The sequence below is a fragment of the Polycyclovorans algicola TG408 genome, from assembly GCF_000711245.1.
GTDB lineage: Bacteria > Pseudomonadota > Gammaproteobacteria > Nevskiales > Nevskiaceae > Polycyclovorans > Polycyclovorans algicola.
In genome coordinates, this window is sequence record NZ_JOMH01000001.1 from 248,591 (window position 1) to 262,232 (window position 13,642).

At 64.0% G+C, this 13,642-nt stretch carries 16 protein-coding genes; 2 read left to right on the forward strand and 14 right to left on the reverse strand.

The window, feature by feature from the left end:
- Positions 1-404 precede the first annotated feature (404 nt).
- The 4 genes from djlA to U741_RS18125 are packed head-to-tail and all read right to left on the reverse strand — an operon-like array spanning position 405 to position 4,477.
- The gene (djlA, locus tag U741_RS0101120; RefSeq protein ID WP_029888657.1) at positions 405-1,157 is read right to left on the reverse strand and encodes a co-chaperone DjlA; all 753 of its coding nucleotides are present in this window, start codon (positions 1,155-1,157) and stop codon (positions 405-407) included.
- Positions 1,158-1,200: 43 nt separating this feature from the next.
- Positions 1,201-3,429, reverse strand: coding sequence for a pilus assembly protein TadG-related protein (locus tag U741_RS0101125; RefSeq protein WP_029888658.1), 2,229 nt, complete (start codon positions 3,427-3,429; stop codon positions 1,201-1,203).
- Positions 3,426-3,956 carry a TadE family protein gene (locus U741_RS0101130; RefSeq protein ID WP_084154588.1) on the reverse strand — a complete coding sequence of 177 codons (531 nt, stop codon included), beginning with the start codon at positions 3,954-3,956 and terminating at the stop codon, positions 3,426-3,428. Before U741_RS0101130 ends, U741_RS0101125 begins: the two co-directional genes overlap by 4 nt.
- A complete protein-coding gene (locus U741_RS18125) occupies positions 3,953-4,477 on the reverse strand; it encodes a TadE/TadG family type IV pilus assembly protein (RefSeq protein WP_152551450.1) in 525 nt (174 codons plus the stop codon). The genes U741_RS0101130 and U741_RS18125 overlap by 4 nt, the downstream gene beginning before the upstream one ends.
- A 241-nt stretch (positions 4,478-4,718) precedes the next feature.
- Between U741_RS18125 and U741_RS0101140 the strand changes: the two genes are divergently transcribed.
- Entirely contained in the window at positions 4,719-5,849 is a 1,131-nt protein-coding gene (locus tag U741_RS0101140; protein WP_052378378.1) for a BaiN/RdsA family NAD(P)/FAD-dependent oxidoreductase, read from the forward strand.
- Between the two features lie 118 nt (positions 5,850-5,967).
- The gene (locus U741_RS19830; protein ID WP_268844372.1) at positions 5,968-6,363 is read left to right on the forward strand and encodes a YMGG-like glycine zipper-containing protein; all 396 of its coding nucleotides are present in this window, start codon (positions 5,968-5,970) and stop codon (positions 6,361-6,363) included.
- 151 nt (positions 6,364-6,514) lie between these two features.
- On the opposite strand, the gene U741_RS0101150 is transcribed toward U741_RS19830, so the two are convergent.
- The 10 genes from U741_RS0101150 to trpE form a co-directional block, all read right to left on the reverse strand.
- The gene (locus U741_RS0101150; protein WP_052378379.1) at positions 6,515-7,324 is read right to left on the reverse strand and encodes a polysaccharide lyase; all 810 of its coding nucleotides are present in this window, start codon (positions 7,322-7,324) and stop codon (positions 6,515-6,517) included.
- A 53-nt stretch (positions 7,325-7,377) separates the two neighbouring features.
- Positions 7,378-7,791, reverse strand: coding sequence for a GFA family protein (locus tag U741_RS0101155; protein WP_029888664.1), 414 nt, complete (start codon positions 7,789-7,791; stop codon positions 7,378-7,380).
- 75 nt (positions 7,792-7,866) lie between these two features.
- A complete protein-coding gene (locus tag U741_RS18130) occupies positions 7,867-8,589 on the reverse strand; it encodes a MerR family transcriptional regulator (protein WP_029888665.1) in 723 nt (240 codons plus the stop codon).
- Positions 8,586-8,843, reverse strand: a complete 258-nt coding sequence (locus tag U741_RS0101165; protein WP_029888666.1) for a type II toxin-antitoxin system RelE family toxin — start codon at positions 8,841-8,843, stop codon at positions 8,586-8,588. The genes U741_RS18130 and U741_RS0101165 overlap by 4 nt, the downstream gene beginning before the upstream one ends.
- Positions 8,830-9,060: an RH3 domain-containing protein gene (locus U741_RS0101170; RefSeq protein ID WP_029888667.1), complete on the reverse strand. Its 231-nt coding sequence runs from the start codon at positions 9,058-9,060 to the stop codon at positions 8,830-8,832. Before U741_RS0101170 ends, U741_RS0101165 begins: the two co-directional genes overlap by 14 nt.
- A 55-nt stretch (positions 9,061-9,115) precedes the next feature.
- A complete protein-coding gene (locus U741_RS0101175) occupies positions 9,116-10,282 on the reverse strand; it encodes a hydroxymethylglutaryl-CoA reductase (RefSeq protein ID WP_029888668.1) in 1,167 nt (388 codons plus the stop codon).
- A gap of 37 nt (positions 10,283-10,319) precedes the next feature.
- Positions 10,320-11,288: a cyclase family protein gene (locus U741_RS0101180; protein WP_029888669.1), complete on the reverse strand. Its 969-nt coding sequence runs from the start codon at positions 11,286-11,288 to the stop codon at positions 10,320-10,322.
- Positions 11,289-11,409: 121 nt separating this feature from the next.
- Positions 11,410-11,883: a GNAT family N-acetyltransferase gene (locus U741_RS0101185; protein WP_029888670.1), complete on the reverse strand. Its 474-nt coding sequence runs from the start codon at positions 11,881-11,883 to the stop codon at positions 11,410-11,412.
- Entirely contained in the window at positions 11,852-12,178 is a 327-nt protein-coding gene (locus U741_RS0101190) for a type II toxin-antitoxin system TacA family antitoxin (RefSeq protein WP_029888671.1), read from the reverse strand. The genes U741_RS0101185 and U741_RS0101190 overlap by 32 nt, the downstream gene beginning before the upstream one ends.
- 53 nt (positions 12,179-12,231) lie before the next feature.
- Complete coding sequence (gene trpE, locus U741_RS0101195) at positions 12,232-13,632, reverse strand: anthranilate synthase component I (RefSeq protein ID WP_200872654.1); 1,401 nt, start codon at positions 13,630-13,632, stop codon at positions 12,232-12,234.
- Between the last annotated feature and the right edge of the window lie 10 nt (positions 13,633-13,642).

Sequence of the window (13,642 nt, forward strand, 5' to 3'; positions counted from 1 at the left end):
CCCGCCCCTGCTGCGATGCTCGGCCCGGTCAGACGGGGGTTTAACAGCAAAAGCCGTCGCCGGCTTTTCGCTTGTGACGTTCCTCCCCCTTTGTTTCGGCCGAGCATCGCAGCGGCAGGCGAAAAGGCTTGCGCTTGTCTGAGCGATAGCGAGTTTGCGCAAGCCCGCCTGACGCGAGAAGCGCAGGGGCCTTTGGGCTGAAAGCCCAAAGCCGAAACATGGGGTGGCTCTTTTGCTTACTTTTCTAGCAGTAGAAAAGTGAGTGCCCCGCCGGGGGCAGTCCCGGCCACTGAGTCATCAAGTGGGCGGTGGGGGGCATGAAACCGGCGATCGACGCGCCCACTCAGACGACATGCCGAGCTGAAACCCGGAAAGCCGCAAGGTCCGGCAAACCTGGGCTCAAGTCAGGCCCGCGCTGCCTTGATCCGGTCGTAGGCCGAGGTGATGTTGCGAGTTTTTTCCTCGGCCATCGGACGCATGCTCTCGGGCAAGCCCTTGGCGGCCAGCTTGTCGGGGTGGTTCTCGCTCATCAGTCGCCGGTAGGCCTGCCGCAGGTCACTGTCGCTGGCATCTGCCGGCACGCCAAGGGTGGCGTAGGCCGCCGCCAGATCGTCTTTGGACGGACCGCGCCCACCACCGCGCAGCGCCGCCTCCATGCGCCGTACGTCAGCCTCTGAGAGGCCCAATCCGCGCGCAATGCGCACCAGCAGCGCATGCTCCTTTTCGTGCACCACGCCATCGGCGGCGACCGCTGCAAGCTGCATCTGCAGAAACATGTTGAGCAGCGGGGCCTGACCGCGGCAGGTCGCGGCAAAGCGCGCCACCTCGGCATCGAGGTCGAAGCCCGCCGACTTGCCGCGATTGAATGCGCGGCGCGCGTCTTCGCGGCCCTCGGCGCTCAGCCGCAACTGGCCAAACAAACGCTCGACCACCCGAATCTCGCCTTCCGAGACCACGCCGTCGGCTTTGCAAACCGCACCCATCACCGAGAAGGTACTGTCGAGAAACGCCCGACGCACCTGCAGGATTTTGGTTTTGCCGAGCGCGCCCAAGATCGGTTTCGCCAGGAAATATCCCAGCGCCGCGCCCATCACCGCACCGGGAATGCCGCGCAGCATCAGCCCGATCAAGCCACCCACCCAGAGTCCGATCATCATCGGTGAATGTTACGCAATCAGCGCGATTCGCAGCGGGATCGGGTCACTCCACAAGCACAGCCCCCGCGCGGCACTCCAAGCCCATCATGGTGATGTCCGTCTGACCGACCTGTAAGCCCAGCACGTCCTGCAGCAGGGGCATCAACAGATTTGTGCCCACGGCATCGAGAATCGGCTTGAGGAGTTCAACCAAACTGCCGAGGAGCACCGCAAGGGCGTTCGACGTTGATCCGCCGGATGGATTCGCGCTCAATGCCCCGCCAATTTCGTCGATGCATCCGCTGTTGCTCCCCGTCGCCAAACCCAGCAAACCGCCCCCCGTACATTGATTACCCGTCAGGAAGTCAAGAACCCCGCCGAGAAGACCGCTCAAAAGGCCACCGACTCCACCCAGCAGGTCACCAACGCTTTGCAGGATGCCGCCCAGGTTCAAAGTCAGCGCCGATCCCAGCAACCCCAAAACAGGATTCAGCAACGCGTCGCCCAAGAAGCCTCTCAAGCCTCCGGCTGCGCTCTCGATCTCATCGAAAGCCGGGCCTATGCGGTCACGCCGACATTCCCTGCCAGGCATTCCGTCAAAACACAAATCACCACCCACCTCCTGCCAGATGCCGTTCGCAATCTGCGATCGCAGCGAGCCACTCAAGACGGGATTGGCGTTCAGCGATTGTCCGAGCAGCCCCGCCAGCAATGCCTCGGTCAAGTTGCTAATCGTGGTCCCCAGATCGAGGTTGCCGTTCAAGATATCCATCTGATCGGCAGCCAACACAACGCTGCCGTTGGTCGCGAGCACGGGCACATCGAGGCTCGTGCTCAGAGAAGCCAGGTTGGTTCCCAGAAGATTGACCCTCAGCAACTGCTGGCTGGTGAGCCCGACGTCGCAACTTTCTCTGGTCGAGAAAATCGTTTCGGGATCGATGCTGCCAACGCAGATTTTGGCGATCTGCGCGTCGACCGCAATCTCGCTGCAGTCCTCGCCAGCGGGACACTGCGGGGGGGTGTTCTGCTCTTTGAGCGGCCGTGTGCAAAGGTCTTCAACCGTACCCTTGGCCGCTGCAAGGTCAATCACGATCGGCAGATCGATATCGATGCTCGTGCCCGTGCCCGGGCCCGCAAGCCTGCCCAGAAGATTTCCGACAAGCGGAATCTGATCGGTGTCCAGCTTGATGTGCGCGAACACGCGCGTCTGGGCCGAGTAAGCCGTGGCGCCGACACCGCCGATGCCGATTGAGGGCGGCTCAATCACGCCCACCTTGACGTCGAGGTCAGCGCCCAGCGCGCCCAGGCCACCCAAGCTGCCCAGCGCCACATCGACGCCACGTCCCGAGGTCGCCACTTGAATTGCCGCGCTGACCAGCCCCAATGCGTCCAGCTCGACATTCAAGGCCGCATCCGCTGGCAACGTGACTGCCGCAAAGAGACCGCGAACCGCGTCATCAGAACCGATCTGCACCACGATATCGTCGATGCTCGACACTTCGAGCGGCGCCCGAAGCGCCTGCAATAGCTGGGCATTGAGGCCGAGCAGCTCGTCTTGGCCCGCAACCGTCACGGCAGCGTCGAGCAGTTCTCCCAGTGAAACCTCTTCGACCGCGAGCAGTGCATTGAAATCTGCGACGTTGAGGTTGGCTGAAACCGGAATCCCCAAAGCGGCCAGCAAGCCGGACGGCGTGATCATGACCCCCGCAAGCCCGTTGTAATCCAACAGATTCACAGCAGAGAGATCAATCCCCACGCCCTTCAGAACGCCGCCGATAATCGAAGGCCCCCCGAGGGCTGCCAGCCGACTTCCGACTGAAAATGTTGCCACCGGATCACTGTTGCTTGCGACGCTTTGGGCGCTGAGCCTGCGCTGATCTTCATCGGTGACCAGTGGCGCGAGCAGGGCGGGCGGATGCCCCTCGATCCTCACCCGGATGGCGTTGGCGTCCTGATCACAGCCCATCACGAAGCCGGGCGAGACGTTGCGCCGCCATTGACCGGCCGCCACGATCGGCGCGTCATGCCGAAGGCCGCCGAGATTTTGCTCGGCATTCTGGCGCGCCGCCGCTTCGGCCTCGGCGCAGCCAAGCCCCAGTTGAGCCGCACCGGCCAAGGCAGCCAGATCGGCCGTTTTTTGATATTCGCGACGGTATTGGTAGAGCAGCCCCAAATCAATCAACGACGCGGTGACGATGAGTGCACTGATCCCCAGTGCCGCGAACAGCAAGACAGCGCCGCCCTGGCGGGTTCGGCCCGAGAGGCTGGGTTGCCGGTTACGCAGTTGTTTCATCGAGCCACCACGGCTTGCGCGGTCAATTGATCGGGAATAAATGACAACACCCCCAGACCCGGCAGGCTTATGGTGGGCAGCAGCCGCACTCCGTTGCCATAGGGATATTCGACTCGCAGCGTGACGCAAGGGCTGCCACAGTCCTCACTGGTGTCATTGACGGTGATGCGCAAGTCTTCGCGGCCGCTCAACCATTCGCGACGGCCCTGAAGACTGACAATGCCGGGCACGATTGGCGTTGCTGCCAGGGATGCCTGAACCAAGTCGCGAATGACCTCCAGCGGACTTTCAGGGGTCGACTCGCCTTCGGTTTCGCTCTCGCCCTCCACTTCTGCGAACACCGTGTCGGCCGGCAACATGGCAATCGCATTGGCGCCGTCGTGTGCCGCACGAGAGACCGCCAACTGGGTATAAAAGAGGGCCCCAAAACTCAGTAAACCCCACGCCAGAATCATAAAAACGGGGAGGCAAAGTGCGAATTCCATCGCCGCTGCGCCGTGCTGGGCTTTCCTGTTCGTGAGCTTCATGAGCCGAGCATCCTACCGTCGAGTATGAGGCTGGCTTCGCCGCTCAGCATTGCCGGAATGGGCAACCCGAATGCCGATGGCAGGATGGGCCGGCTGCCATAGGGATAGCTCACGGTGACAAAGATCTTGCAGGCGCTGGCGAGATCGCGGCCGCAATCGGTGGTTTCCACCGTGCAGTCGCTGTCAGCTGCGCAGACCCGGGTCTCGACCGTGACCTGCGCCCAGCGGCTGATCCATCCCACCTGAGCCAGAGCGGCGGCTCGTGCAGCATTCTCGCGAAGCTGCAGTTGGGTAATGTCCAAGGGGTCTCCATCGGCCGCCACGCGGAAGGTCACCGCCGTGCGAGCACCCTCTTCAGCGGCGTGCTGCAGGCCCATGCGTGCGGTGAAGATCAGCGCGAAGGTGAGCGTGCCGTAAAAGAGGACGAACAATGCCGGAAAGATCAGCCCGAACTCCAGCGCCGTTGCGCCGCGCTGACGCTGCGGTGATGAAACGGTCGGTGGGCTCACGCATGCAGACATTCCCGCGTCCTCAACAAGGTGACAAGGACAATGCGCCCAACCGGGTGCCGCAGGCGCTCTGGCACGACGAATGGCTTTCATGTCGGGACGAAAGGCGACGCGCAGGCTGCCGTAAACTCCGCGCCGCACCCTTGCCGACCATCACCATGGACAACCCGAAACACCACGCTGGCCCGAAAAGCGGGGCGCGGCAGCCGTGAACCCCGATGTCGTGATCATTGGCGGCGGTGCGGCGGGTCTCATGTGCGCCATCGAGGCCGGTCGCCGGGGACGACGCGTGAGGGTGATCGAGCACGCCAACCGGGTCGGCAAGAAAATCCTCATGTCGGGCGGCGGCCGCTGCAACTTCACCAACTATGACGTGCGCCCCGCGCATTTTCTGTCGGCCAACCCGCACTTTGCCAAGTCGGCGCTGGCGCGCTTTACGTCGTGGGACTTCATCGCCCGCGTCGAACGACACGGCATCGCTTACCACGAAAAGGGCGACGGCCAGCTGTTCTGCGATGTGTCGTCAAAGCAGATCGTGCAGATGTTGCTCGACGACTGTCATGAGGCCGGCGTCGAGATTCTGACCGACGCCAAGATTGACGAAGTGCGCCACGACGCCCTCGGCTTCGAAGTCCGATGCGGTATCGAGGCCCACCGTGCACCAGCGCTGGTGGTCGCCTGCGGCGGTCTGTCGATCCCGAAAATGGGGGCCACCGGATTCGGCTACGCCCTGGCCGAGCAGTTCGGCCACCGGGTGCTGCCCACCCGCGCGGGCCTCGTGCCACTGACCCTCAGTGGCCGCCCGCTGGATGACATCGACGGCCTGGCCGGCGTCGCTCTGCCCGCCGCCGCCGAAGTGGACGGGCAGCGCTTTGACTCGGCGGCGCTGTTCACCCACCGCGGCCTGAGCGGCCCGGCCATCCTGCAGATTTCGTCGTACTGGCAGCCTGGCGAACGCCTGTGGCTGGACCTGATGCCGGGCCGCGATGCGGCCGCGATGCTGTTGGCCGCCAAAGTGGACGGGCCGGCCACGCGACTGCCCGGCTGGCTGGCCGACGTCCTGCCCAAGCGGTTGGCGCAGACGCTCTGCCAGCAGCAGGGCTGGACCGACACCTTGCAGACACTCACCGAAAAACAGTTGCGCGGCGTTGGGCAGGTGCTCAACCGCTATCCGATCAACGCCAGCGGCACCGAGGGCTATCGCACCGCCGAGGTCACGCTGGGCGGCGTCGATACGGCCGAACTGTCGTCACAGACCATGGCTTCGCGGCGCGTGCCAAACCTTTATTTCATTGGCGAGGTCGTTGACGTGACCGGCCATCTGGGGGGCTACAACTTTCAGTGGGCGTGGTCGTCTGGAGTGGCGGCAGGCCGGTCCTGTTGAGCCCTTAAGCCTGCGCTGGACGCGGCTGTGACAAAGGTCTCCAAGCTTGTGGATCGGTTCAGCCATTGGTCACGCACAACGCCACATCTTGGCGTCCTCTCACACAGGAGTGATGGTCATGAAAAAGATGCTCTTTACCGCAGCGCTGTTGATGGGTTTGGGCACCGGCACGGCCACCGCCAGTGACACTGAAGCGGCCATTGGCGGCGGCCTGGGCGGCGTGCTCGGCGCCGTCATCGGCAACCAGGTCGGCGGGTCGACCGGGGCCATCATTGGGGCCGGCGTCGGTGGCGCCGCCGGTGCGGTCATTGCCAATCGTGACAATGATCGCGATGACCGCAATGACCGCTACAGTCGCAATGACCGTTATCGCTACGCCGATTACGACCGCGACTATCGCCGCCACGATGGCCGCCGGGGCGATTACCGTCATCACGGCAATCACCGTTACGACAACCACCGCTACAGCGGCGGCTTCTGTCCGCCTGGGCAAGGCAAGAAGGGCCGCTGCTGAAGCCCAACTTGAAAAACCCCGCCTGGGTTGACCCAGGCGGGGTTTTTTACTGTCGAGGCAGACACGCTGTTGCTGCCGCACAGGGTGCGCATTGCAGGAGCGCTTCACATTGATCGCGTCGGCCACAAAATGAAACGCTACGGGGGCCGCATCAATCGTCCGGCAGCCGTGCGCGGCTCACCGAGAAATCATCGAACTCGGCATGGCTGTCATGACGCGGCGCCCAGTCAGCACCCTGCCCCCCGTGGAAGGTCGAAAAGAACAGCGAATCAATCCGCCCCTGCTCGCCGGAGCGCCAGCGCCGATTGTCCTGTGAGTAACCCAGTTGTCCGTCAACCCAGACCGCCAGCAAACCGTCGGACTGACCCGGGCGATTGAGGCGAACCTGCTGAATGACGGTGTGCCACTGCCCCGGCCGTGCCACCGCTGTCGGGCCCAGTGACCGCACCTCGCCCCACGGCCCTTCAATGTCGACCGAGTACACGTAAAGGTTGAGCTGGCCGCCTTCGGTCCAGACCAAGCGCGCGCTCCAGCCATCACCATTGACCGGTAAATGGCCGCCCGAGTAGTGCCCGCGCCCGCTGTTGAGGCCTGGCAGCTTGCCGCCACGACGAAAGTCGAACCCCTCGGCAAACTTCACCCGGTAACGCAGCCACAACTCGTCCGACGGCGGCAGCGGCACGACAAACTGGGCGCCGCCCTGCGCGGGTCCGACAGCGCCTTGCGGATAAGCCACCCTCATCACCCGCCCGCTGGCGCCCCGTGGCGTCTCAATGACGACCCGATCGTGCAGTGCCGCCCACAGCGGCGCGCCCCAGTCCGCCGCCAGCTCGGCAGCCGAATACGGCCCAAGCGGGGACTGGTTGAAGTCGACCCGCATCACCGGCGCCGGCGCTACGGCGGGCCCGTGGGTGCCGGGATGACCGGACGAGCAGGCCGCCAGCGTCAAGGTCAGCGCCAAGATCAGGGCAAGCGACCAAGCCGGCTGGCGAGGTGCAACCTTCGACGAGATGTTCAGGCGGGTGGATTGCGCGGCAACTGGACCGCGTCGGCCGGCACTTCAACCCAAGGCTGCCGGCTGTCGCACCACAGGTGCACATCGGGCTTGAATCCTGACGGGTCGTCGAGCGTACCGGCCTTGATCCAGTCCAGATCCGGGCTGGACGCCACGTCAGACAAAATGGGCGATCCGCAGCGACCACAGAACTTGCGCAGCACCGGCTGGCCGCTCTCACCCTGATCCAGGTACACCGTCAACTCATCGCCTTCAAAGCGAAGTGCGCCCTTGGGGATGCCAACCAGAATTGAAAACGCTGAACCACTTTGTCGCTGACAGTTTCGGCAGTGGCACACGCCGCTCATCACCGGCTCAACGTCAGCGCTGTAGCGAACGGCGCCACACAGGCACCCGCCAGAAATCTTTGACATCACGCTCTCCTCGTACTGGTTGTGGTTTGAGGGTAACGCCAGCGCCCGACATTCGGGCGTGGCGAAAATTGGGCGTCATTCCAGCGACGGCCCGGACTCGCTGAAGGGCGCGACGAAAGTGCGCACCCGTCGCAGGTGCAGAATGCTGACCATTCGATTGATGTTGGGAATGATCACCTTGAGCAGGGCGTCGGTTTCGGCATCGCTGAGGTCGTGCATGCGCTCGGCAAAAATGTTCAGCTCACCCGCGAACAGCTGCTCGGCGGCGACGGTGATGAAACCGAGGTCCTGGGGGCCGATGCCGCGCTCGGCCGTCAACCCCGCATCGCGCATTTCGGCCCACAACATCAATAGGCGCTCCTCGTCTTCGGCCAACACCTCCGCATCGGCCCGGATAAACCCCACCGCTTCGGCCTGGCGCAGGTCGTCTTCGCTCAGACCCAGCAGGTCAGCCAGCTTTAATCGCACGCGCGACACCCCCAGCGGACGTCGGTCCAACACAAAGCGCTGCCGCATGCGGGCCAGTAACTGCCGCTGCCGTTCGGTGAAAGGACGGCTTTCCACATCGTGCAGCACGGCGCGAATGGCGCTCAGCGGCAGCATCTCATCTTCTTTAAGCCGTCGAATGGTGTGCAGCAGCCGGACATGCTCATCCGAATACCAGGCGGCAGTTTTCGAAGTGCGCTCAGGCTCCGGCAGCAGGCCCTCACGAATGTAGAAGCGAATGGCCTCGCGGCCGACGCCGGTGAGCGCCTCCAGCTGGGCCATGCGGTAGCGCGGCGCGGTCATCTCGGTCATCGATACGCCTCGCGCCGATGCGCCACCTTCACCACGGTCACGACCAGTACCTCGGCTTCGATGCTGTAGAGAATGCGATACACACCCTGGCGCAGGCGGTAGCGGGATTGCCCCGAAAGCTTTTCGCTACCCGGTGGGCGCGGGTCGTCTGCCAAGGCATTGATGCCGTCAAGAATGCGGCGCACATCGGCGGCGGGAATGACCCGCAAGTCCTTGGCCACCGATTGCTTGAAGACAAGGCTATATCGCGCCATTGGCCTTGAGGTCTTTCAGCAGGGCCTCGTAGCTCAGTGTCGGCTCGGCCTCCCGCACCTCAAAGGCGGCGAGGTCTTCGTGGTCCTCGCTGAGCGCCTGCTTCAAGGCTTCGTTGACAATCTCGGACGCCGAGCGGTGGGTGAGCGCCGCCTTGAGCCGCAATGCCCGGTGCAGTTCAGGCTCGAAATAGATGGTGGCGCGGGTGGCGGTGGTCATGGTGGGGCTCCAACGATTGACTCAATACTGTAGCGTTGTGACGTCATAGCGTCGATCAACGATTGCGCCCGTACTGTTCATGCGAACTCACCCACTCGTCGGCGATCACCGCCGCGCCCAGGCTCAGTTCGCCGCAGAGCACCGTGGCGCCGATGATCTCGGCCAGCTTGCGCGCCTTGCCCTGACCGTGACAGCCCATGATCTCCAGGCACTCACGCTGGGTTGGCAGCCCGGTGCCGCCGCCGTAGCTGGCGACGATGAGGCTGGGCAGGGTGATGCTGTAGTACAGATCGCCCTGCTCGGTGAGTTCGCTGTGGACGATGGCGCTTTGCGATTCGGCGACATTGGCCTCGTCCTGCCCGGTGGCGATGAACACCGCAGCGATGCCGTTGGCGGCGTGGCTGCCGTTGTTGCTGGAGCCGGCCATCATCGCGCCGATGTTGGAAATGCCGCGCTGGCGGAAGAACGCCTCGGCACTGACATGCAGGCGCTCGCGCAGCAGCGCGTCGGGGATCACGCATTCGGCAATCACCCGCTTGCCGCGACTGTGCAGGGTATTGAGCTGGCTGTGCTTCTTGTCGGTGTCCATGTTGCCCGACAGCACCCACCGCTCCAGCGCGCCGGGGTAGTTCGCGGCGATCCACAAACAGGCCTCGCGCGTGGCGCGGCCACACATGTTCTGGCCGGCGGCATCGCCGGTTGCATAGTTGAAGCGCAGATACAGAAAGCGCGCGGCGGCGAACTGCTGAATGAAGTCCAGCTTGCCGACCCGGGTCGTCGCTTCGGCAGCCTTGCGAACACCGTCAAGGTTGTCGGTGAGCCACAGCCCGAACTGCCGCGCCTCGCGGGCATTGGCAAAGATGAACACCGGCGCGCGCTGCATGTGGTCATCCACCACACTCACGGTGATGCCGCCCGCCTCGCGCGTGACCCGCATCCCTCGGTTGTAGCTGGCCACCAGCGTGCCTTCGGTAGTGGTCATGGGCACGTAAAACTCACCGCTCGCGTGCTCACCGTTGACCTTAACCGGCCCGGCGATGCCCAGCGGAATCTGGCACACGCCAATGAAGTTTTCGATGTTGCCGCGCAGCGCGTCTGGATCGACGCTGAAGCGCGCCGTGTGGGTCAGTGCAGCGCCGGTCTGCTCGGTGAGAAACGCGCGCCGGCTGGCAGCCGCTTCAGCCGAATAATCATTGTCTTTATCGCGGGGGATGCGCGTCATAGCTTGGGCCTCGGGCCAAAAATTGTTGCGGGATCGGCTACTTGATCACCACCGGATTCACCGGCGCGCCACTGCCCCCCACCACCTTCAGCGGCGCGGCGGTGTAGAGAAAGGTGTATTGCCGATCAGCCGCGCAGTCGTCGGCCAGCGGATCAAGTTCGGCAATCTCGGTCAGGGTGATGCCGAGGTTGCGCATCAGCGCGCAGTGCAGCGGCAGCGCGACGCCGTGCACCGGGTCAAAGGTCACTTCGTTGGCGATGGTGTCGGTGACGAGATTCGGAATCTCCATGTCGTTGAACCAGTTCACCAGCTCGGGGCTGTAGGTGAGGCCGGGCTCCAGAAAATCCTTGTAAAACTCCTCCTTCTCGCGGCGGTAGAACGAGCCGATCCAGCCGGTGCGGATGATGAGGATGTCGCGCTTTTCGATGCGTGTGCCCTGCGCTTCGGCGGCGGCCAGCAGGTCTTCATGGGTAAAGGTTTCGCCCTTGTCGAGCACGTCCTTGCCGCGATGGCGCGCCATGTCGATCAGCACGCCGCGCCCGACCACGCCGCGCTGGGCAATGGGAAACACGTCGGCCTTGGTCATGGAGCCCGCCGTGGTCGCGGCGTCATAACCGTTCCACAGCTGGTCGCCGTACCAGACATGGCCCAGCGCGTCGTACTGGGTCGAGCCTTGCAAGTACATCAGCACCACGTCATCGGAATATTCCAGCGCGCCGGGAAAGTGCGGCCCCTTGTTGCAGGCGAAGTGGCCGCGGTCCATCACGTTGAACTTCTGCGCCTCCTTGCGGCCTGGCCACACCGGATCGCCGCCAGGGTGATTGACCGGAATCTGCAGGGTAAAGGTCTTGCCGCTTTTCACCGCCGCGACGCCGCGCAGCACCTGGGCGGGGTCGAGGTAATTGAGCGCGCCCACCTCGTCGTCATCGCCCCACTTGCCCCAGTTCATCGGGCTGTCCTTGAGCAGCTCGGCCATGGAAATGGTGGGCTTCGGGTCATCGGCCATTGCAGTCTCCTTGCACGTTGGGTCCGGCGCCGATATTTGCAGGTCCGGCGCTCGTGGCCTTGAGCCTACAACGCTTTGATTTCAGAAGAGGGCCGGCTCGCGTCGGGAACGCACGACGGCGTCATTTCACGGGCAGAAAAAGCTTCAAAGGCTCGTCGACAAATGCCTCGAACCCATAGCGCGCGTAAAACCGCGCGGCCTGCGCGTCAATGGCGTCGACAAACAGCCCGACCACACCTGCGTGCTCGTGAATCTGCCGGACCCGCTCGAGGGCATCCATCAACAGCAGTTCGCCGAGCCGCTTGCCCTGGTAACGCCGGTCCACTGCCAGACGACCGAGCCGCACCCCAGGGATGAATCGGGGCAGCTTTTTGCGTCGCGACTCGCTTAGCGACTGCGTATCGACCTCGGTGAGCGTCAGTGCGTAGTAGGCGCAGATCAGCGCCACCTGATGGTCAAGGACAGCGACGAACGTCTTGGACAGGCCCTTGCCTTGGTGCTGCCGGGCAACACGCTGCAGCCAGTCGTTCAGTTCAGGGCGACCGCAGTCGAACCCTTGCCGGTCATGGCTGCCAGCTAAAGGAACGATCAGCATTCGGTCCCTGAGCATCGGTGCGCTTGGTCTGCTGATAGCGCTTCATGGCGGCCTTGAGCTTGGCATTGGGCTTCGGCGGTGTGTCGAGCAAGGCAAGCAGACGCTCGCAATCACGCCGCGACAGCCGGATTGTTTGCTCGCGCTCGATCACCGCCTGCGCTTCCTTCAGCGCCGACTGCACCAGGAACTGGTTCACCGTTGCGCCCGTCAGCCCGGCTGCGCGGTTCAAGGTTTCGTAGACTTCGGGCGGCACGCGTGCGGCAATGCGTTCCTGTTTTGTGGCTTCGATCCCCATGGCGGCATCTCAACAATTCCGGAAAGCAGCGTACCACTGTTGCCAAAATGGCGTCAGGCGCCGTGCGCGAGCTCCACTGCCCGAATCATCGCGCGCGCCTTGGCCAGGGTTTCCTGCCATTCGGACTCGGGGTCGGAGTCGGCGACGATGCCGGCACCGGCCTGGATGTGCACCTGACCGTCCTTGATCAACGCCGTGCGGATGGCAATGGCCACGTCCATGTCGCCGTCGAAGCCCAGATAGCCCACCGCGCCGCCGTAGATGCCGCGCTTGACCGGCTCGACCTCGTCGATGATTTCCATTGCCCGCACCTTGGGCGCGCCCGATAGCGTGCCGGCCGGGAAAGAGGCCGCCAGCACGTCCAGCGCGTGGGTGCCGGCCTTCAGCGTGCCCACCACGTTGCTGACGATATGCATGACGTGGCTGTAACGCTCGATGACCATTTTCTCGGTGAGCCGCACCGCGCCGGTTTCCGCCACACGGCCCACGTCATTGCGGCCCAGATCGATCAGCATCAGATGCTCGGCGAGCTCTTTAGGGTCAGCGAGCAATTCGGCGGCCAGCGCTGCATCGGCCTCGGGCGTGGCGCCGCGCGGACGGGTGCCCGCCAGCGGCCGCACGGTGGCTTCGCCGTCTTCGACGCGCACCAGAATCTCCGGGCTGGAGCCGATCACGTGGTGATCACTCAAGTGCAGACAGAACAGATACGGGCTGGGATTGAGCCGGCGAATGGCGCGGTACAGCGCCAGCGGCTCGGCGGAAAATGGCGCGCTCATGCGCTGCGACGGCACCACCTGCATGCAGTCACCTGCGGCGATGTAGTCCTGGATTTTCGCGACCGCTGCGCGGAAGGCATCCGCGCCGAAGCCCGAGGTGAACTGCGGCGGGTCAACACGCAAGGTCGGCAGGGTTGGCACCGGTTGCGCCAACTGCGCCTCGATGGCGTCGAGCCTCCCCGTTGCCGACGCCTCGTCGATGGCGTGGACGAGCAGGGTGAGCGTGCCGCGCAGGCTGTCGAACATGACCAGCTCGTCGGAGCGCATCAGCAGAATGTCGGGCGTGCCCAAGGTGTCGGGCGGGCAACTCGGGCGCAGGCGCGGCTCGAAGTAGCGCACGCAGTCATAACCGAAATAGCCCACCCAGCCGCCCGCAAAGCGCGGCCCGGCGGTCTTACGGGTGGTGACCACGCCGCCGGTGTGATTCTTTAACCAGGCAATGGGGTCGTCGACAATCAGGTCGGCGGTGATCACCTCGTCTTCCGTGCAGATCACCCGATCGCCGAACACCCGTATCAGGCTGCGACACGGCAGGCCGATGAACGAATAGCGCCCCCAACGCTCGCCACCCTGCATCGATTCGAGCAGGTAGCTGAAAGGCCGGTTGCCGAGCTTGATGTAGGCGCTGACCGGGGTTTCGAGATCACCCGGCAACTCCCGCGAAAACGGCGGTCGCATCCCCTGGGAC

Bases quoted from the DNA above. Each gene is read 5' to 3' on its own strand.
- trpE (WP_200872654.1), bottom strand. From the start codon at position 13,632: ATGCGACCGCCGTTTTCGCGGGAGTTGCCGGGTGATCTCGAAACCCCG.
- U741_RS18125 (WP_152551450.1), bottom strand. From the start codon at position 4,477: ATGTCTGCATGCGTGAGCCCACCGACCGTTTCATCACCGCAGCGTCAG.
- U741_RS0101190 (WP_029888671.1), bottom strand. From the start codon at position 12,178: ATGGGGATCGAAGCCACAAAACAGGAACGCATTGCCGCACGCGTGCCG.
- U741_RS0101170 (WP_029888667.1), bottom strand. From the start codon at position 9,060: ATGACCACCGCCACCCGCGCCACCATCTATTTCGAGCCTGAACTGCAC.
- U741_RS0101165 (WP_029888666.1), bottom strand. From the start codon at position 8,843: ATGGCGCGATATAGCCTTGTCTTCAAGCAATCGGTGGCCAAGGACTTG.
- U741_RS0101175 (WP_029888668.1), bottom strand. From the start codon at position 10,282: ATGACGCGCATCCCCCGCGATAAAGACAATGATTATTCGGCTGAAGCG.
- U741_RS18130 (WP_029888665.1), bottom strand. From the start codon at position 8,589: ATGACCGAGATGACCGCGCCGCGCTACCGCATGGCCCAGCTGGAGGCG.
- U741_RS0101130 (WP_084154588.1), bottom strand. From the start codon at position 3,956: ATGAAGCTCACGAACAGGAAAGCCCAGCACGGCGCAGCGGCGATGGAA.
- U741_RS0101185 (WP_029888670.1), bottom strand. From the start codon at position 11,883: ATGCTGATCGTTCCTTTAGCTGGCAGCCATGACCGGCAAGGGTTCGAC.
- U741_RS0101155 (WP_029888664.1), bottom strand. From the start codon at position 7,791: ATGTCAAAGATTTCTGGCGGGTGCCTGTGTGGCGCCGTTCGCTACAGC.
- U741_RS0101180 (WP_029888669.1), bottom strand. From the start codon at position 11,288: ATGGCCGATGACCCGAAGCCCACCATTTCCATGGCCGAGCTGCTCAAG.
- U741_RS0101140 (WP_052378378.1), top strand. From the start codon at position 4,719: ATGTGCGCCATCGAGGCCGGTCGCCGGGGACGACGCGTGAGGGTGATC.
- U741_RS0101125 (WP_029888658.1), bottom strand. From the start codon at position 3,429: ATGAAACAACTGCGTAACCGGCAACCCAGCCTCTCGGGCCGAACCCGC.
- djlA (WP_029888657.1), bottom strand. From the start codon at position 1,157: ATGATGATCGGACTCTGGGTGGGTGGCTTGATCGGGCTGATGCTGCGC.
- U741_RS19830 (WP_268844372.1), top strand. From the start codon at position 5,968: ATGAAAAAGATGCTCTTTACCGCAGCGCTGTTGATGGGTTTGGGCACC.